Source organism: Rhizobium subbaraonis (genome assembly GCF_900220975.1).
Lineage (GTDB): Bacteria > Pseudomonadota > Alphaproteobacteria > Rhizobiales > Rhizobiaceae > Mycoplana > Mycoplana subbaraonis.
The window spans coordinates 1-16,454 of the sequence record NZ_OBQD01000027.1; the positions used below are offsets into that span (position 1 = coordinate 1).

The 16,454-nt window shown below is 61.7% G+C and carries 22 protein-coding genes; 17 read left to right on the forward strand and 5 right to left on the reverse strand.

What is annotated here, in order from left to right:
• From CRO48_RS27225 to CRO48_RS27265, 9 genes are all read left to right on the forward strand, one after another.
• A partial coding sequence (locus CRO48_RS27225; RefSeq protein ID WP_102026020.1) for a major capsid protein occupies window positions 1-756 on the forward strand: 756 nt, incomplete at its 5' end.
• A gap of 73 nt (window positions 757-829) precedes the next feature.
• Window positions 830-1,207, forward strand: a complete 378-nt coding sequence (locus CRO48_RS27230; protein ID WP_097142850.1) for a hypothetical protein — start codon at window positions 830-832, stop codon at window positions 1,205-1,207.
• On the forward strand, window positions 1,204-1,566 hold the full coding sequence (locus tag CRO48_RS27235) for a head-tail joining protein (protein ID WP_245423686.1): 363 nt from the start codon (window positions 1,204-1,206) through the stop codon (window positions 1,564-1,566). Before CRO48_RS27230 ends, CRO48_RS27235 begins: the two co-directional genes overlap by 4 nt.
• Window position 1,567: 1 nt before the next feature.
• Entirely contained in the window at window positions 1,568-1,879 is a 312-nt protein-coding gene (locus CRO48_RS27240) for a hypothetical protein (RefSeq protein WP_097142851.1), read from the forward strand.
• Window positions 1,879-2,343 carry a hypothetical protein gene (locus CRO48_RS27245; protein WP_097142852.1) on the forward strand — a complete coding sequence of 155 codons (465 nt, stop codon included), beginning with the start codon at window positions 1,879-1,881 and terminating at the stop codon, window positions 2,341-2,343. Before CRO48_RS27240 ends, CRO48_RS27245 begins: the two co-directional genes overlap by 1 nt.
• Before the next feature lie 30 nt (window positions 2,344-2,373).
• A complete protein-coding gene (locus CRO48_RS27250) occupies window positions 2,374-2,784 on the forward strand; it encodes a phage tail tube protein (RefSeq protein WP_097142853.1) in 411 nt (136 codons plus the stop codon).
• On the forward strand, window positions 2,781-3,188 hold the full coding sequence (locus CRO48_RS27255) for a hypothetical protein (protein WP_097142854.1): 408 nt from the start codon (window positions 2,781-2,783) through the stop codon (window positions 3,186-3,188). Before CRO48_RS27250 ends, CRO48_RS27255 begins: the two co-directional genes overlap by 4 nt.
• A gap of 219 nt (window positions 3,189-3,407) precedes the next feature.
• Window positions 3,408-5,948: a hypothetical protein gene (locus tag CRO48_RS27260; RefSeq protein ID WP_141402132.1), complete on the forward strand. Its 2,541-nt coding sequence runs from the start codon at window positions 3,408-3,410 to the stop codon at window positions 5,946-5,948.
• Window positions 5,939-6,637 carry a hypothetical protein gene (locus CRO48_RS27265; RefSeq protein ID WP_097142856.1) on the forward strand — a complete coding sequence of 233 codons (699 nt, stop codon included), beginning with the start codon at window positions 5,939-5,941 and terminating at the stop codon, window positions 6,635-6,637. The genes CRO48_RS27260 and CRO48_RS27265 overlap by 10 nt, the downstream gene beginning before the upstream one ends.
• Window positions 6,638-6,844: 207 nt before the next feature.
• Here CRO48_RS27265 and CRO48_RS27270 read toward each other — a convergent pair whose 3' ends face one another.
• Entirely contained in the window at window positions 6,845-7,138 is a 294-nt protein-coding gene (locus CRO48_RS27270) for a hypothetical protein (RefSeq protein WP_097142857.1), read from the reverse strand.
• Between the two features lie 99 nt (window positions 7,139-7,237).
• Between CRO48_RS27270 and CRO48_RS27275 the strand changes: the two genes are divergently transcribed.
• From CRO48_RS27275 to CRO48_RS32500, 6 genes are all read left to right on the forward strand, one after another.
• A complete protein-coding gene (locus CRO48_RS27275; RefSeq protein ID WP_097142858.1) occupies window positions 7,238-7,810 on the forward strand; it encodes a hypothetical protein in 573 nt (190 codons plus the stop codon).
• Complete coding sequence (locus CRO48_RS27280; protein WP_097142859.1) at window positions 7,801-8,196, forward strand: DUF6950 family protein; 396 nt, start codon at window positions 7,801-7,803, stop codon at window positions 8,194-8,196. The genes CRO48_RS27275 and CRO48_RS27280 overlap by 10 nt, the downstream gene beginning before the upstream one ends.
• Window positions 8,196-10,652, forward strand: coding sequence for a phage tail protein (locus CRO48_RS27285; protein ID WP_097142860.1), 2,457 nt, complete (start codon window positions 8,196-8,198; stop codon window positions 10,650-10,652). Before CRO48_RS27280 ends, CRO48_RS27285 begins: the two co-directional genes overlap by 1 nt.
• A gap of 85 nt (window positions 10,653-10,737) precedes the next feature.
• Window positions 10,738-13,521 (forward strand): SGNH/GDSL hydrolase family protein, encoded by a 2,784-nt coding sequence (locus tag CRO48_RS27290; protein ID WP_176526919.1) that lies wholly within the window; start codon window positions 10,738-10,740, stop codon window positions 13,519-13,521.
• Window positions 13,522-13,677: 156 nt separating this feature from the next.
• Entirely contained in the window at window positions 13,678-14,313 is a 636-nt protein-coding gene (locus CRO48_RS27295; RefSeq protein ID WP_097142862.1) for a hypothetical protein, read from the forward strand.
• A 17-nt stretch (window positions 14,314-14,330) separates the two neighbouring features.
• Entirely contained in the window at window positions 14,331-14,504 is a 174-nt protein-coding gene (locus CRO48_RS32500) for a hypothetical protein (RefSeq protein WP_176526920.1), read from the forward strand.
• On the opposite strand, the gene CRO48_RS27300 is transcribed toward CRO48_RS32500, so the two are convergent.
• Window positions 14,477-14,710: a hypothetical protein gene (locus CRO48_RS27300; protein WP_097142863.1), complete on the reverse strand. Its 234-nt coding sequence runs from the start codon at window positions 14,708-14,710 to the stop codon at window positions 14,477-14,479. The genes CRO48_RS32500 and CRO48_RS27300 overlap by 28 nt on opposite strands.
• Before the next feature lie 145 nt (window positions 14,711-14,855).
• On the opposite strand from CRO48_RS27300, the gene CRO48_RS27305 reads away from it, so the two are divergent.
• A complete protein-coding gene (locus tag CRO48_RS27305; RefSeq protein WP_141402133.1) occupies window positions 14,856-15,293 on the forward strand; it encodes a hypothetical protein in 438 nt (145 codons plus the stop codon).
• A gap of 94 nt (window positions 15,294-15,387) precedes the next feature.
• On the opposite strand, the gene CRO48_RS32505 is transcribed toward CRO48_RS27305, so the two are convergent.
• Genes CRO48_RS32505 through CRO48_RS33415 form a run of 3 tightly spaced genes read right to left on the reverse strand, consistent with a single transcriptional unit; the run spans window position 15,388 to window position 16,092 of the window.
• Entirely contained in the window at window positions 15,388-15,558 is a 171-nt protein-coding gene (locus CRO48_RS32505) for a hypothetical protein (protein ID WP_176526921.1), read from the reverse strand.
• 44 nt (window positions 15,559-15,602) lie between these two features.
• Entirely contained in the window at window positions 15,603-15,938 is a 336-nt protein-coding gene (locus CRO48_RS32510) for a hypothetical protein (protein WP_176526922.1), read from the reverse strand.
• Window positions 15,922-16,092, reverse strand: coding sequence for a hypothetical protein (locus CRO48_RS33415; protein WP_097142865.1), 171 nt, complete (start codon window positions 16,090-16,092; stop codon window positions 15,922-15,924). The genes CRO48_RS32510 and CRO48_RS33415 overlap by 17 nt, the downstream gene beginning before the upstream one ends.
• 84 nt (window positions 16,093-16,176) lie before the next feature.
• Between CRO48_RS33415 and CRO48_RS27315 the strand changes: the two genes are divergently transcribed.
• On the forward strand, window positions 16,177-16,422 hold the full coding sequence (locus CRO48_RS27315; protein ID WP_141402134.1) for a hypothetical protein: 246 nt from the start codon (window positions 16,177-16,179) through the stop codon (window positions 16,420-16,422).
• The last annotated feature ends 32 nt before the right edge of the window (window positions 16,423-16,454 follow it).

Genomic DNA, 16,454 nt, shown 5'->3' on the forward strand with positions numbered 1-16,454 from the left:
ATCCGCATTCCCGGCGAGCGCATCGGCGGCGAGATGTCGCCGGCTGACCGCTACGCCTACAACCTCGCCATGATCATCGACGATCAGGATATGCGCATCACCCGCCGCGAGGAGTTCATGTGCTCTCAGGCGATCCGTACCGGGCAGGTGACGGTCACCGGCGAGGATTATCCGACGCAGACTATCAACTATGGTCGCGATCCGGCCCTCACCATTGCGCTCACCTCGACGGCGCGCTGGGGCGAAACCGGTGTCGATCCCTATGACGATATCGAGGAGTGGTGCCAGCTGCTGGTCGACACCGACGGGTTTACGGCTCGCGAGGTTCTCCTCGGCGGTAGCGCGGCGGGGCTTCTCAAGCGATCCCCGCGCTTCATGGAGCTGCTCGACAATCGCCGCCAGGCATCGGGCAGCATGGAACTGGGCGTCGTCTCGACCGGAGCAGAGGGCAAGTATTCGAGCGTGCTCGGCACGATCGGTGAACTGACCTTCATTCAGTATTCGCAGCCCTACACGATCGGTGGCGCAAAGAACAACTTCTGGCCCACCTACGGCGTCGGCATCTTCGACCCGCTTCAGTTCCAGGGCATGTTCGGCTACGGCGCCATCCTCGACAATCAGGAACTCCGGTCGGTCGAGCGGTTCCCGTTCATGTGGCAGACGTTCAACCCGTCTCGCACGCATGCGCAGACCCAGTCGGCGCCGCTCCCCATCGCACCCGAACCGAACGCCAGCCTGTTTGCGCTGGTGCGCTGACGTCCGGCTCGACGCGTGATCGTCCGGCCTTGCCGGGCGATCCACTGCTGCAAGAACCCGATCGGAGTGATCCATGAGCACGAAAACCGAGAAGTTCAACGTTACCGTGAAATGCGGCAACAAAACCTATGCGCCGGGCAAGCCCGTTCCCCTCGGCGGCAAGTACGGCCTGAGCGACGAGGAGGTCTCAAGCCTCCGCGCGAACTTCGGTGATTGGACTGGCGGCCCTGAAAGCGGCGCGCAGAGCCAGTCCACGGAGGTCGCCAACCTGCAGGCAACCCTCGATACGATCCGTGACGAGCGCGACATGCTCCTCGATCGGGCATCGGAGGCTGAGCAGGACCTCCACAAGGTTACGAAGGAACGTGACCAGCTGCTCGACGACAACAAGGTGCTGGCCGATCGCGTCGCAACCCTTGAGGCCGCAGCCAAGGGCGGCGACGGCAAATGATCGACGCGCGGCCGGCGCTGTTTCGGCGGATGGGGGCGGCATTCGAGAAAGCCTTCGGTAATGTCGACGCCGTCTTCACCATTGCCGGCGTCGATCGGCCGCCCGTCCGCGCAGTCTTGCGCAAATGGCGCGAGATCGATCTGGTCGAAGATCTCGGCCAGGCGGTCGAAGGCACCACGCACCTGATGTCGGTCTCAGCCGAAAACGTCGCGGGGCTCATGAGCCAGCGCGACAGCGTCATCATCCATGAACTCGATCGCAACGGGGCCCGAACCGGTGACAGTGCCGCATTCGAGATCCGCGATCACAGCGACGACGGGCGCGCCATGGTGCGTATCCATCTCTCGGGAGACATCTGACATGGCCAAACAGTCATCTGGCGCACTGGCGGAAGCTACAGGGTCCGCTGCTGCGTGCGATCCTCTTGGCGCGCTTTGTGCTGCGCTCGCCTCGCCCGAGGAAACCGAGGCCAAGGTAAATGCCCGCCGCACCGTCAGCGGCATGGCGCAGCGCCCATGGCAGCAGCTTCCCGCCAAACTCCGCAGCGCTGTCCGCGCCGACGTGCGCCGCCTTCGCGACGACAAGCTGTCGCGGGAGGACATCATCGCAAGGGGTTACAGCTACGCCGCCGCCGAACAGGCACTGCGCGACATCGGTCAAGGCGGCTCCTGATGCTGCACCTGCGCAGCCGGATCTTCGACTTCTACCGTGACCGCCTGGCCGCCATCCCCGGTTTCGAGGTGGCCGGCAAGGTCAAGCGTGGCCGATCCGGGCCTATCCCGCAGGAGATGCTGCCGGCCCTCACGCTGAGCTGGGCCGACGGCGAAGAGCGGGCGACGATCCGCGCCTTTGCTGGGCCTGATGGCGAGGATGGATATGACCGCAACCTCCCGCTCTCCATCATCCTGCACCTGCGCAACGACGATCCGGAAGAAGAGTTCGATGAGCTATGCGTCGCCATCGAGGCGGCGATGGGGGCCGCGGTGAAGGCGCCAGGCCTCAATATCGAGACGGTGCTGATGTCCAGCCGGCACTACGTCAATCACCAGACCGGGCTGTCCCTCTGCGTCGGCAGCCTGACCTATTCGGTGAGCTACAAGACGCTCGCCTCCGATCCCACCACCGCCGCGATCTGACGGCTCAACCCCGAGAAGAGGACCATTATCATGGCACTTGGCCGCGAACTCGTGATTAGTCGCTCGGATGGCGCCGGCGGCTTCGATCCCGCCTGCATCACCGAGCAGCGCTCCATCCAGATCAACAATGAAGAGATCGACATCACCAAGCCAGACTGCCTGGCGCCGGGTTCCAAACTGAGGAAGGCCAGCATGTATGGCATTCAGTCGATCGTCGTCAGCGGTCAGGGCGCATTCGTCTCCAGTACCACAATGAAAACTGTCGCGGCCGACGCCATCAATCAGGTTGTCGAGACCTATCAGGTCATCATTCCCGGGCTCGGAACCTTCGAGGGCGATGCGATCTTCACCGGCTTCACCTTCTCCGGCGACAAGAGTGGTGAGCTGCAGAACGACATCACGTTCTCGATGAACAACGCCGTCTTCCAGGCGACGCCGTGAGCGAGGCGGTAGCAAATCCCCTGCGGGGTGAAGCAGACGTCACGCTCGGCGCCATCGATTTTCGCATCGCCGTGACGTGGTCGGGACTCGTGAAGCTGTCGCGTGCCATGAAAGCCGACGGAATGAACGAGGTGTACACCCGTCTGCTGGCATTCGAGCCGTTCGCAGTCACCTGCGCTGTCCGCGCCCTCATCGTCGCGGATGACGAGGACAAGGCTTCGGGCCTGTCGGCCAAGATCCTTTCCGACAGCAATATATCGCTGGCGGATGCAGAAAGCTGGCAGGCTGCCATCGAAGTTGCCTTTACTGCCCATACGAAGGCCGGCGCCATCAAACGCGACGAGCGCACCGCTCATCAGATCGCCGAGGATTTCGTCCTGGGAAAGCCGATCGGCCCCTCCTGATCAGCGAACACGTCAAGACAGCCTATCGCATCGCCACTTCCCCTGATCGCCTCGGGTGGAAACCGGCGGAGTTTTGGGCATCCACGCTTGCCGAGTTCGAAATGTCTCTGGAGGGGCTGGCTGGAAAGTACCAGGGACCCTTTGCCTTCTCGCGCGAGACCGTCCGCCGCATCGCTGCGGCGAGCGGCAAAACAAAATCCATCAGGAAGACGTTGAGCCATGAGCCGCCCCGAGATCCCGGTCTACATAACAGCCGTGAGCAAGAACGCTGAGGCGGCTATTGGCCGCTTCACAGCTCTCGCAAGGACGTCTGCCGGACACGTCGCCGAGGCGTTCGGCCGAATCAAGGCCGCAGCGTTTAATCTCGGCACATTCGGCAGCGCGCTCAGCCTTGCCGGGCTCGTCGCCGGCGCGCGGCAGGCAGCCAGCGAAGTTGCCTCCATCGGTGACGAGGCCAAGCGCGCCGGCGTCAGCGTCAAGGCATTCCAGGAGTTGAAGTTCGTAGCCGAACAAAATCGTATCGGCGTCGATGCGATGGTCGATGGTTTGAAGGAACTGAACTTGCGCGCCGACGAGTTCGTTGTCACGGCCGGTGGCCCCGCCGCCGAGGCATTCCGGCGGCTCGGCTACAGTGCCACCGCTCTGAAGGCAAAGCTGCGTGACCCTTCGGCCCTATTCAGCGAAATCATCGGCAGGCTCGGTGAGTTCGATCGTGCTGCACAGATCCGTATTGCCGACGAGATCTTCGGTGGCTCTGCGGGCGAACGTTTTGTGCAGTTGATTTCTCAGGGGGAGAGCGGGATCAAACGGCAGATCTCCGCTGCGAACGAGCTCGGCATCGTGCTCGATGATAAGGTCGTGAAAAAAGCTGACGAGATTGACAGGAAATTCTCTCTCCTCGCCGGCACGATTTCGACGCGACTGAAAGGTGCCGTCGTCGAGACTGCGACAGAGCTGTTGACCTGGCGCAAGGCCTATCTCCAGTTGGAGCAGGCAGCACAATTCCGAACCGCGCTCAAGCTCTCCGACAAGCTTCGAGAGATCGAGCAGACGCGCGCGGCACTCGATCAGCTCCAGTTCGACCAGAAGGCTTTTCCTGAGGACATCAATGTCGGCGCCAACATCGAGCGGCTGACGCAGAAACTCTCTGAGCTGGAGACGGAAGCGCGCACCTTGCGGGGAACACTGGCCTCGGGCGTTTTCCCCGGCAAGGTCAAGGACGACATTATCGAAACCACGCCGGCGGTGAACGGCTTGCGTTCGGCGCTGGGCCAGACCGGATCGGCGGCAGAATCCGGCGCAAAGGGGCTGGAAACCTATGCCGCTGCCATTCGTGAGCTGCAGCAGGCTGTTCCCGAACTGGCAAAATCGCTCGCCGATCTCGACGCGCAGGCAAAGATCAATACCGCCTACGGTGCCGCGATCTCCAAGGCGACCAGTGTTCAGGAGGTGCTGGAGGCCAACGCCCTGCGCAACCAGGCCAATAGCGCCCTGTCGCAGCGCGGCGCCCGGGAAGCGGCTTCGCGCGGATTTCTCGATCTTATCGGATTTGCCGAGGGAACGGATCGGGCTCGCGGATACAACGAGACGCTCGACTACGGCCGCTACACCGGCGGAAATCGCAACCTGGTGCTGATGTCGCTCGACGATATCGATGCGATGCAGTCGAAGATGCTCAGCGACCCCAATAATACAAAGAATTCCTCGGCCGTCGGGCGCTATCAGATCGTCCAGAAGACGTTGCGCGGTCTGCGCCAGCGACTTGGGCTCGATGGCTCGGAGCTGTTTTCGTCCGATTTGCAGGATCGCCTGGCAATGGAATTGATGCGGGGGCGCGGCAACGATCCCGCCGGTCTGCGCAACGAGTGGGAAGGGCTTCGTCGCGTCGATGATGCGACGATCCGCGCAGCTTATGACGGGACATCGGTGAGCATGCCCGGCGTCGATCAGGGGATCGAGCTGAAAAACGAAAAGATGCGCGAGCAGAAGGCGACCTATGACGAGATCATCGCAGGCGCGCGCCAGTTCACTGCTGAGCAGAAGCTCGAAATGGCAGCCCTCGGCCTGACGCGCGATGCTGCCGCCCGTCTGCGCTACGAGCAGGAGCTTTTGACGCAGGCCGAACAGGCCGGGCTAGACCTGACGCCGGACCAGATCGCCAAGCTGAAGGCGTTGGCAGCGGAAATGGCCAATGCTGAAGAGCGGACGCTGAATTTCGCGCAAAGCCAGGAGGAATTGCAGGCTCGCGTCAACGAGTTCGGTGCGATCGCTGGTGGCGCGGCACGGGGGTTTGTCCAGGACCTTATGAACGGCAAGACTGCGGCTGAAGCGCTGAAGAATGCGCTGGCGCGGCTCGCTGATCAGGCGCTCAACGGCGCGCTCTCCGCGATCTTCGGGGGTGGCGGTGGTGGAGGTGGATCTAGCATCTTTGGCAGCATAGTCGGCAAGCTTCTGGGGCTCCCGGGCAACGCGAACGGCACTGACAACTGGCGCGGCGGTTTAACTTGGGTTGGCGAGGAAGGACCGGAGCTTTTGAACGTGCGCCCCGGTGCGCAGATCATTCCGAACCACACGCTCGATGCCTTGTCGAAAATGGATAGCCGCGACCGTCGCCGCGCGGGTGGCGGCGGTTCGAGCTACCGTGGTGGCGATGTCATCATTCAGGGGGATGTCTCGGAAAAGAACATCAAGTTGATCCGCCAAGCCATCGACGAGAACAACCAGAAGCTGGCCTATGCCCGCGAAAACGAGTGGCGCTGATGGAGATCCTTGCTTCTCACCTGGTGCCGACCCGAATCATGTTCCGGATCAAGCCTATGCAGGACCTTGGGCCTCGGTCATTCGGCGGCAAGCAGCAAGTGGGGGTGACCGATGCCGGCTATTGGGTCGGCAGCCTGGGGCAGTTCCCGATTGCCGACCGTGATCAGATCCTGGACTGGCGCGGCATCATCGCTTCGCTGGAGGGAATGGCAGGCGATCTGATGGTCGGACCGTTCGACGATCTGCGGGCGCCGACGTTCGGGGCTTTTCCTCCTGTCGTCACGGGGATTCCGCATTCCGACGGTGCGACGTTTTCGGACGGGAGCGGCTATAGCCAGTCGACCATTCGCATCACGCTTGCCGGTGCTCTCCCGCGTCGAGCAACCTCGGCGGTGCTGACCATTCATCAGGCCGGGGCGCTCCAGCGCGGCATGTATTTCTCGGTCTATGAAGGGTTGCGGCCTTCCCTGCACATCATCACCAAGCCGCCCGAGATCGATGGCAATCACGCAACGATACAGTTCCGCCCGCCGCTTCGCTTTGCCGTCGAGAGTGGTGCGACCGTCGATTTCGCGACGCCGAAGGCGTTGATGAACCTGGCGTCGGCGGATGAAGGCGCGCTCGACCTCGATATGGGGCGGTGGGCCAGGCCGTCGCTTGAACTCGTTGAAAGCTGGAGCGGGGTGTGATGCGATTCAAGCGACATCACATCAATGCTTTTCATTAAAGGAGATAGAAATGGTCCCCGCAGCGAGATACCAAGAGCTGATGAGTAAACCAGTCGAAACGATCTTTGCTCTGATCGTCCTACGCCTTGGCGAAAAACTCGCCAATGAACTGGCGGCTGATTTGCTGCAGAACAAGCCTATGCCGCCAGTCACATGGCCGAGGCTGGGTTAGCCAAAATGCTTTTTAAGCTCTTCGACCAACGTTGGGATTTTCCCGGCCGCAAGACTGTCCCAATATCCATCGCCGGCGTTTACGAGAGGCTGGCCACCGTTGTCCACACCGCGCCGTGTTAGCCTGTATTTCATCTCGCGGAAGACGTGTTTCTTGAGGAAGTCCTGGGTCTTTGGATCTTCAGTATTGAGGTTGATCCCTGCTTCTTTGGCGGCGATGTAAATCATCAGTCCGTTTACGATCGCCTCTAAGTCGTCAATGCGACCGGTGATGTCTGCCTGCGTTACCATGATGTACCTCCTTAGCTTTACGAGCGCAAAGGAGCATGGCAGCAACCGGGAGTCGAGTCGGCCAACCTCCTGACGCCCCGGTAAACCACGGAAAACCACATGACCTTCAGTGCAGCAGTGCGCGCGCAACATGCGGGCCGCGTGGTTCGGCGTGGCAGGCTTGTGCTCTTCGACTTCGCGTCAGGGCCGATCGGCGTCTGGAATGGCTTTGGCCGACTGGAAACGAATGACGGCCGCACCTGGCTCGGCTTCGGCGAGCTGGGGCAGGTCTCGGGGATTGCGCAGGCGATCAACGGCAAGGCGCCGGAACTGCGGTTCACCGTCTCCGGCGTCGACGAAAGCTTTGCCGGAAAGGTGAAGGGCGAGGCGTCGGAATACTTCGATCGGCTCGTCACCGTGTTCTCGCAGTATTTCGACGAGGATGCCCAGTGCCTGGACAATCCCTATGCCGTCACCTGGGGGAAGATCCGCGGGATGGAGGCGACCCGCGCGGCCGACGACAATGGCGGGTTCGTTCGCACCGTTTCGATCTCGGCCGAAGGGCCTTTCTCGAACAAGCGCCGCGCGCCGTTCGGATATGTGACTGACCGCGACCAGCAGAACCGCTACCCCGGCGACAACGGCATGCGCCGCGTCGCCGGTATCGATGCGAAAGAATACAAATGGCTTTGACCGTTCTCGACGCCTTCATCGCCGACATGGCGCAGAAGCCGTTTTGCTGGCGCAATCTGAATTGCGGGCTGGAACTGGCCGACTGGTGGCGGGTCAATCACGGGATCGACCCGGCAGCAGACCTGCGGGGCGTTGTTACCGATGCCGCCGACGCCGAGCAGCTGATCGCCGATCGCGGCGGACTTGTTTCATTGGTCTCCGCCATTGCTACGAAGGCCGGCGCTGTCGGTTCCGCCGGTGACAGGCCGGGCGACTTCGGCGTGATCGAGGTTGCGGGCGTGCAGTATTGCGCGATCCTTTCGTCCAGTGGTCGCTGGATCGTGAAGGCTGAGCGTGGTGTCGCCGGTTTCCGCGACTGCACCGTCCTGGCGGCGTGGAGCATCTGATGCCGCAGGCAATTGTTGGTCTCATCGCTGCGGCCGGTATCCCCGGCCTCGTTACCGCCACGGGCGCGCTGACGCTCGGCGGCAACCTGCTGGCCGGCGCCATCGGCTTTGGCATCTCCTATGGCGCCAATGCCCTGTTCAAGGAGGATGCGCCGAAGCCAGCGGAGATGCGCGGAACCGTCCGTCAGTCGGTATCGTCTCGGCGCAAGAGCTATGGCGAGGGGCCGATGGGCGCCGCCATCATCTTTTTCGAAGTCCGCGACGGCGCGCTGGTGCAGATCCTCTATCTTGGCGAGGGCGGCGAACAGGGGATAGACGCCTTCACCGAATGGCGGCTGGACGAGCGGATCGTCACCGTCGAGCTGGACGGCAATATCAACACCTCGCCGATCGACGGAAAGGTGGAAGTCGAGTTTCGCCTGGGGTCTGCGAGCCAGCTTCACTACGAGCGGGTCGCGGAAATTTTCCCCGAGATCTACGACGACACGCATCGCTGCCGTGGTTGCGTCACCGTCATGATCAAGTCCAACAAGGTCAAGACGGAAAAGATCAGGGAGGTTTACCCTAACCGACTGCCGCAGCTCGTGCCGGTAGCCCGTCGAAACAAGGTGTTTGATCCGAGGACCGAGCTGACGGCCTACTCGGCGAACCTGGCGCTGATCTTCCGCAGCTACCTCGTCGACCTCGACGGCGCGGGACTGCCGGCCAGCATGATCGACGAGGCCGATTTCGAGGTGGCGGCGGACATCGGCGATGAGCTGCTTGCGACCTCGGGTGGCGGTACGGTTCGCCGCTATCACGGCCAGCTGGACTACAAGCTGGAAGAGGAACCGATCAATATCATCGAGCGGATGATCACGGCGACCGACGGCCGGCTGTTTCTAAAGCGCTCCGGCAAGATAGGGTTCAAGGCGGGCAAATATGTGCCGCCGACCGTCTCGATCCCCGACGCCGTCATCGTCAGCTATTCGCTGAAAGACTCGAGCGGGCCGCTGCGCGAAGGCACCGAAGTGACCGTCCGCTACCAGAACAAGATGGCGCGCTATACCGAGGCGACCTGCGATCCCTGGATCATCGATGCTGACGGGACGCGAAAGCCGATCCCGATCCAGGCCTACGAGATCCAGGAGCACCATCATGCCCGGCGCATCGCCAAAAGGCGGGCGCAGCGTGCAACGGCGCGTTGGCGCGGCACGATCGTGACGGACCTGTTCGGGCTGGAGGCGTGGGAGGAGCAGTACATCTACCTCGAGGTGCGCGACCTCGGCATCGACTTCGAGCCTTTCGAGATCATGGATATCCGCGAAGGCGACGATGACATGACCGTCGTCATCGACGTCGTGAGCCTGCCGGAAGATCCCGAGACCATGCACGATCTGACATTCGCCGAGGAGGGAACGCCGCCGGCCATTCCCGAAGACTTCGACGACGAATCCATCCATGCACCGGAAAATCTCACTGTTTCGATCGAGAAGCGAAATGTCGGCGAGGCGACGATCGCTCTCCTGGTGGCGTCCTGGGACGCGTATTCGGATCGCGATGATCTATCCGCACAGGCGCAGATCTCGCTTGCCGACGCTGAAGAGTGGACGGACATCAACGTTGCCGACAGCAACACGCGTTCCGAGGCGGTCGGGATAGCAGATGGCGAGCGATACGATGTTCGCGTGAGGTGGAAAGAGCCAGAGGGGAAACCTTCCGACTGGGCGCTGTTCGAAAACGTGCTTGTCAGCATCTACGAGCAGGAGAGCCTTGCGCTCTTCGCCGCCATGACGACGCCGCCCACCACCAACCGCAAGGGCCACATCAATACGCTGATCCGAACCCTCAAGAATGCCGGTGTCTGGGCGAAGCTGACGAAGATTGCGGTTCTCGCAGCCGCAAACGAGCAGGCGGCATTGCTTGATTGGAAGAACCCGGGCGGGACCGCCTTCTCGAAGGTGGGCACGATCACGTTCACCGCGGATCGCGGGTTCACCGGTGACGGTGCGACCGGCTATCTCGACAGCGGCGTTGCATGGAACACGCTGGTTTCTCAGGACAATGCTTCGATGTGGGGCTTTTCCCTGACAGAAGCATCCGCCAACTCCTCGATTGTCGGAACAGCGTCTGGCAGCGGTAGTGCCTTCGTAGGGCCAAGGAACAGCGCGGCGTATACCGTTCGCGCCCACGGCGCTCAAGTGACCGTGGACAGCGCCGGCTCTTCCATCGGCTTCTTTGGCTGGTCCCGCTCCCTTTCCTCTGCGTTCCGGGCTTATCGCAACAAAGTCGAGAGCACCATAAGCCAGGCGTCGGCGGCGCCGCCAACCGGCAACATGACCATACTGAGAACTGCCGGCACGTATGGTCCGTGGCAGGTACCTTTTGCTTGTGCTGGAGCAGCGCTCACCACGGCAGAACAGGGCGCGCTCTACGACGCCATCGCAGCGTACCTGACAGACATCGGGGCTCTCTAGTCCAGCGTCGCCATCGACGAATCCCTCACACCGAGAAATTGACAGCCCGCGCCGAACCTTCGGACGCGATCACATGGGGTATTCAATGACCATTACCGATCAGGCGAAAATCGTCTATGCCGCCGGTTCTTCCTCCTCGCCCGCCGAGCCGGACAAGTCCCAGATCATCGCCCTGTTCAAGATGATCGATGCGCTCCTGTCGTCGGCGTTGAATGGCGTCCTTATTGGCAATGCCGTTGTCTACGCGACCCGGTCGGCCCTCTATGCTGATCTCGCACACCCGGCAAACCGGCTCGGCATCGTCTACAATGACCCTACGGCCGGCTACAACGGCATCTACATCAAGGCGGGTTCCTCGGGCTCGGGCAGCTGGTCGATCACGTCGCTTGCGTTGCCCGCGACCTTTGCGGCCGACTTATCCGCCGTCATTGCTGAAGTCGCTACGGCTCGCGGGGCCGAGGTCAGCCTTGTCGCGAGGCTGAGCGCGATCGTCACCTCGATCACAACGGGCGACAACGCCGTACGCACTACGCTTGCTGCAGCAACCACGCCCGTCGTCGATTTCGGCCAGGAGCTGCTCTACGACGAAAGCGGCGTCGCCGGTCCTGAGAAGACCCTTTACGTGCCGCGCGAGCTATTTGCCCGTGCCGGTGGATCGACGGCGCTGAATGGAAGTTTCGGAACCGCATCGACGCCGTTTCCGAACCACGTCGCCTTCACGATCACGTCGGGTTCCGATATTGCGACGGTCTACGTCGACGCCAACGACGATACCAATCCCGTCAAGATCGCGCTCGTCCCCTCCGGCGTCGTACAGAACATTGCCGCGCGATACTTCATCGTCGCCGAGATCTGGCGCGGTGTCGTGAAATCGCCATTCCCGGTGATGCGCCTGGATGAGAACCTGAAATCGCGGATCCAATTCCGCTATCCCATTGCGATCCTCGGCGACAAGATCCGGTTTTCTGCCTTCTACCACTACACGCGCCGCACGGGCTTCACCCTCTATTCGCCCGCGAGCGGTGATCTCTACTGGGAGTTCGATCTCTCGACGGCGACGAACTCGGAGACGCGCTATTACTTCGACCCCGTTGCGGCGGCGGCAGGATCTGCGCCGATCAAGGCAGTTTCCGGGAATGCCTTTCCAATGTTCCCGCGCGACGATCGGTTTGTGTTCATCGCGGCAAGTCTCGCGCGCTCGGTGCGGACGGATCATCAAACCGTCGGTGCGCGTCCGGGAAGCCGTCACCTCAGCATGTTCAGCCGGGGCAACGATCCCGACAGATCGACGCTTTTTTCGGCAAACGCGCTGCTGGCGGATTTCACGTCTTCGGAATTGACCTCCCGCGGCATCGTCCGGGGGGTGACCGGGATCGAGGCATTCTACGGCGAGGATCTGCCGCCCGACATGCCATTGGAGGGCTGGTATTTCGTTCGTTGCTATGTGCACACCCCTGTCGTGGATCCTGAGACCGGCGAGGGGGTTTACTATACACCGCGGCTCTATTTCCTCGATGCCGGGGGGAACGCGCTGACGACCGAGGGCGGAGCGAACAGCTATTTCGGGCTGGCTAAAGAAAAGCGACTTTCAGTGGACACTGCGATCTTTGTCGGGTTTGCGCGATACAAGTTCACGTCGCGGCCCGTTCGCTACAATATTGGGGCCTATCAGGATCCAGGAACGATGTGCACGTTCGGCGGCGCGCAGCTCTACGCTGGCGTCAACATCGGCGGATACATCTTCCCGGAAGAGTGGCCGACGCCATCGGATATGGATGCGCTGTATGGGGGGAAACACTATTCCATCGCGGGCCGTCCGCTGCCGTTCTTCGTGCCGTCGATGCTTTCCGGCAAGCGCAACGTCTCTACCTTGCCCCTGCTGACGATCCGCTGCGCGGCAAGCGCTGACGCTGATACGCCTTACTTTCTCTCCGGCGCCGGCACGCTCGAACTGGACTACGCTCGCGCCGGATCCTCGATGCTGTTCGAGACGCAGGGCGGCCCGGAGGGCGCTGGCAGGCGAGCGCGGCGAACGGTTGCGAATGCCCGGGTCTCTGCCCCTGTTGCCGGCAGTGCCGCCATTCTCGGCTTTGGCGACAGCATCGGCAACCGATCGGTTCTGGGGAAGGCTTCGGCCAAGATGTCTGCAGTCGGGATCTCTCCGACCTTCATCGGCTCCATTCAGCAGAACGACGGGCTCATGGGAGAATGCCGCGAGGGTTGGGAGTGGCAGGACTTCTACCACGGCGAAACACAGTTTCCGCCCGTGACAAACGTCGCGGCCTATCTGGCTTTGGCGGCCGATGGCACTGGAAGCGATCGGCGGCAGGGCCATAACCCCTGGGTCCGCCCTGCGACGGGCGGCGACCCCGTCGGCAAAGTCTTCTACGGGCACATCTTTGATTTCGCCTGGGGGCTGTCTCGTCTCGGGCTGGCGCTTCCAACGCACGTCATGATCAACTTTGGCACCAACGACATCAACCAGCGTTCGCCGGCCATGTCTCTCGCGCAGGCGAAGACGGGGCTTGGTATCCTCGTGTCCTCGATCCGCGCCGCCGGTGCCAATATCCAGATTGGCGTCGGCTTGCCGGCCATCCCGCGCAGCGCCTCGAGCGATCAGAAATGGGTTGAGGAGCAGGTGCCGATGATCCGCGCCATCATCGACTACGTGAGGACGCTGGCCGATGACAAGGTCAACGTTCTCCCCTTCTGGGCGCACATGTCGACGGACACCGATTGGGTGGAGACGACACTATTTGTCGATGAAAATGCGACGGTCGCACGCGTGTCGGACGAACTTCATCCCAACGAGCAGAACCGGCACATGATGGCAGAGGTCATTGCCGCCTGGGTGGCAAACACGATCTAGGCTCAGAATGTCGGCCCCATGACAAGCGCAACGAAAAAGGCGCAGCTGAGGGCTGAGAAGTAACGAGAGTAACATTGTTCATGGCGACGATCTCCAGCTTTCCCGTCGCCTGAAAACGCGCAAACCGCGCACCAGTTCCGAAAGAAGGACATCATCATGAACCGCAGCGCATTCTATGCGTCTGTGCGCTCGTCGCTGTTTGGCGGCCGGCTGACACAGGGGCAGGTCAAGGGGATGGAGACCATCCTGAACAAGTGGCAGGCGGACGGGCTGACCGACGCCCGCTGGCTGGCCTACATGCTGGCGACCGCTTTTCTCGAGACCGGCCAGACGGTGGCGCCGATCACCGAGAACCTGAACTATTCGGCCGCCGGACTTCGGAAGACGTTCCCGAAATACTTCACCGTCGCTCAGGCCAACGCCTACGCCCGCCAGCCGGAACGGATCGCAAACCGGGCGTATGCCAACCGGATCGGCAACGGCAACGAAGCGTCCGGCGACGGCTGGCGCTACCGGGGGCGTGGGCTGGTGCAGATCACCGGTCGGGCGAACTATCGGACCTATGGCCTGGAGAACTCGCCGGGCGACGCGCTGCTCGACGCCGTCGCCACGCGGATCATGTTCGACGGCATGATCAATGGCCGCTTCACCGGCGTGAAGCTCGCCGACTGCTTCAACGAGACGACCACCGACTGGAAGAACGCCCGCAAGATCATCAACGGGCTCGATCGCGCCGACGACATCGCCGGTTACGCGCGGAAGTTCCACGCGGCCATTCTCGCGGCCTCCTGAGCACGAAAGGACACCCCATGCAGAAGATTTCGAAAGCCATAGCAGCAGCAGCCGGCGGCGCTGCAACCGGCACCATTGGCTTGCCGTTCATGCCGGCCGACACGCCTTGGTATGGCTATCTGTTGCTCTACGCGATCACCGTCGGTCTGCCGGCGGTGCTGACTTACTGGGCACCACCGAACAAGGTCTGATCGGCATTGCCTGCCATGGCGAGCAGCTTCTCGCGGTCATGGATGCCTTCGCGATAGTGACGGAGCAGGAGGCCAGCCAGCGCTGTTGCCTCCTGGCTCTCTGCTTCTATCCCGCGTTGCAGACAGATTTCGTCGAAAGCGCTCCCCAGCACTGAGAGGCCAGCAGGATCGACGAAACCTTCCGATGGAATGTGACGGTGGATCATGACGGTTCTCCAATATGGCGGCGCCGGCCCATGGCGCCCCGGCAAACATCGTAAAAATGAGATTTGCGGACGGGCTCGTCAAGCGGTCCGCACGCCGAACACATGCAGTTGAATGGCAGGGGACCAAATGGCCGAGGCGAATGCAATGGAACTACCGAGACGCGCACCCAAACTCGAATGGAACTTGAACACGCTGATTCAAATCGTGACGCTCTTCGCCATGATCGGCGGCGGCATGGCAATCTGGATCGACAAGAGCAGAGACATTGAAGAGCTGCAGGCCTGGCGCTCCGCAATCGAGCAGGACCGAAAGGAGAAGTCGGCCGAATACCGCGCCAGCATGGCGAAGCTCGAGGAGCGGGTGAAGGGCACGGAGAAGGACATCGGTAAGATCGACAACCTTCAATATCGGTTGACAGTCGCAGAGCAGTCCACCGCGACGACGGCAACCGCGATGAAGGAGCTGCAAGACAGTCTCAACGACATGAACGGCGATATCCGGGTCATGCGGGAGATCTTGCAGCGGCTGGACAATGTGAACGGCAGGCGGGCTGAGAAGCCGCTGCTTCTCGAGCCTGGCTGATCACCACCAGCGAAGCGCCTGTCCAAGCCTCGCCACGAAACTCGCCGCCGCACCCAGCATGGCGACGGCAATAATCGCGCAGACCCACCAGGGGTTACGCCTCATCGCTGTTGAGAGGCTCGGTCTCCGTCAGCTGTCTCGCGAACTGGCGCGCCTCGGCCTCCGTCTCGAATGCCTTGTGGCTGGAATGGTCGTTCGTCTTTTCGCTCACCACCCATTTGCCGTTTTGTTGGACAATGGTGATTCTTCTGCTCTGCGCATCCATGCAACCAGTTCCTCTCATGCCCAGTCCTGAGTAACGCGTTAAGCTTACTCAAAATTCGCTGTTCCGCCAAAGGTGGCGGCAATCTCCTTCTTCTGGAGCATTGCGGATGGACAAATCGGGCTTACCATCGATGCATGTTGAAACCCGGTCCCGACGATCTGACTTTTTCTCGGCGGAGCCTCCGCCTCACTGTCGTCCTGCTTTGTCATGGCTATCAGCATGTCAGTGAGCTTGCGCGGATGACCGACAAGGAACTGCTGTCGCTGGAACGCATCCGGCCAAGCGATGTCGACCAGATCCGTGCGGAGCTTTCCAGGTTGGAGTGCGAAGGAATGGTCCAGTAGATCGCCGCACTGGGGCGTTCTATTGATACCTTTCACTCGCCGCGGGCCGGTGCTCCGCGCACCACCAATCGATCGCGCCCTTGCCGCGGTCGTAGCCGAAACTTCCCCACCTCTTGCAATCCGGGTGCTGGCACCAGTGTTCCTCATGGACGCTGGCTGCCTTCTGCCCGTTCGACTTCTCGTCACTCATCAATTCTGTTCCATCTTTGTTCTCATTATGCCATTACCCTATTCCGGCATGCGGGCCAAGACGAGAGCAAGAAGGAATAGCTTTATGGTTCGTAGATCCGGCCGTCACGAGCATATGTATGACCATGAGCGCGAAGCGTTCATCGCCCACGCAACGGCCCTGCACAAGACAATCTGCAACACTTCCGGCAGCCTGACGACCTCGGGCGAGGAATACCGCGTTCTGGCCGAACTGAATCAGGCCATCTGCGGAGCGATCCAGAAGATCACCGGAGAACCGCCGGCGTGGGCTCGACCGGCGACCCACACTGGCACCGGCGTGCCGAAGTAGGCGCCTGGCGGCGCCCTGCGCGACGTGGGGCG

What these genes read in the sequence shown, in the direction of transcription:
- CRO48_RS32500 (WP_176526920.1), top strand. Translation starts at nt 14,331, where the DNA reads ATGCAGAAGATTTCGAAAGCCATAGCAGCAGCAGCCGGCGGCGCTGCA.
- CRO48_RS27300 (WP_097142863.1), bottom strand. Translation starts at nt 14,710, where the DNA reads ATGATCCACCGTCACATTCCATCGGAAGGTTTCGTCGATCCTGCTGGC.
- CRO48_RS27260 (WP_141402132.1), top strand. Translation starts at nt 3,408, where the DNA reads ATGAGCCGCCCCGAGATCCCGGTCTACATAACAGCCGTGAGCAAGAAC.
- CRO48_RS27245 (WP_097142852.1), top strand. Translation starts at nt 1,879, where the DNA reads ATGCTGCACCTGCGCAGCCGGATCTTCGACTTCTACCGTGACCGCCTG.
- CRO48_RS27290 (WP_176526919.1), top strand. Translation starts at nt 10,738, where the DNA reads ATGACCATTACCGATCAGGCGAAAATCGTCTATGCCGCCGGTTCTTCC.
- CRO48_RS33415 (WP_097142865.1), bottom strand. Translation starts at nt 16,092, where the DNA reads ATGAGTGACGAGAAGTCGAACGGGCAGAAGGCAGCCAGCGTCCATGAG.
- CRO48_RS27230 (WP_097142850.1), top strand. Translation starts at nt 830, where the DNA reads ATGAGCACGAAAACCGAGAAGTTCAACGTTACCGTGAAATGCGGCAAC.
- CRO48_RS27235 (WP_245423686.1), top strand. Translation starts at nt 1,204, where the DNA reads ATGATCGACGCGCGGCCGGCGCTGTTTCGGCGGATGGGGGCGGCATTC.
- CRO48_RS27270 (WP_097142857.1), bottom strand. Translation starts at nt 7,138, where the DNA reads ATGGTAACGCAGGCAGACATCACCGGTCGCATTGACGACTTAGAGGCG.
- CRO48_RS27250 (WP_097142853.1), top strand. Translation starts at nt 2,374, where the DNA reads ATGGCACTTGGCCGCGAACTCGTGATTAGTCGCTCGGATGGCGCCGGC.
- CRO48_RS27315 (WP_141402134.1), top strand. Translation starts at nt 16,177, where the DNA reads ATGGTTCGTAGATCCGGCCGTCACGAGCATATGTATGACCATGAGCGC.
- CRO48_RS27280 (WP_097142859.1), top strand. Translation starts at nt 7,801, where the DNA reads ATGGCTTTGACCGTTCTCGACGCCTTCATCGCCGACATGGCGCAGAAG.
- CRO48_RS27295 (WP_097142862.1), top strand. Translation starts at nt 13,678, where the DNA reads ATGAACCGCAGCGCATTCTATGCGTCTGTGCGCTCGTCGCTGTTTGGC.
- CRO48_RS27285 (WP_097142860.1), top strand. Translation starts at nt 8,196, where the DNA reads ATGCCGCAGGCAATTGTTGGTCTCATCGCTGCGGCCGGTATCCCCGGC.
- CRO48_RS32505 (WP_176526921.1), bottom strand. Translation starts at nt 15,558, where the DNA reads ATGGATGCGCAGAGCAGAAGAATCACCATTGTCCAACAAAACGGCAAA.
- CRO48_RS27275 (WP_097142858.1), top strand. Translation starts at nt 7,238, where the DNA reads ATGACCTTCAGTGCAGCAGTGCGCGCGCAACATGCGGGCCGCGTGGTT.
- CRO48_RS27240 (WP_097142851.1), top strand. Translation starts at nt 1,568, where the DNA reads ATGGCCAAACAGTCATCTGGCGCACTGGCGGAAGCTACAGGGTCCGCT.
- CRO48_RS27305 (WP_141402133.1), top strand. Translation starts at nt 14,856, where the DNA reads ATGGAACTACCGAGACGCGCACCCAAACTCGAATGGAACTTGAACACG.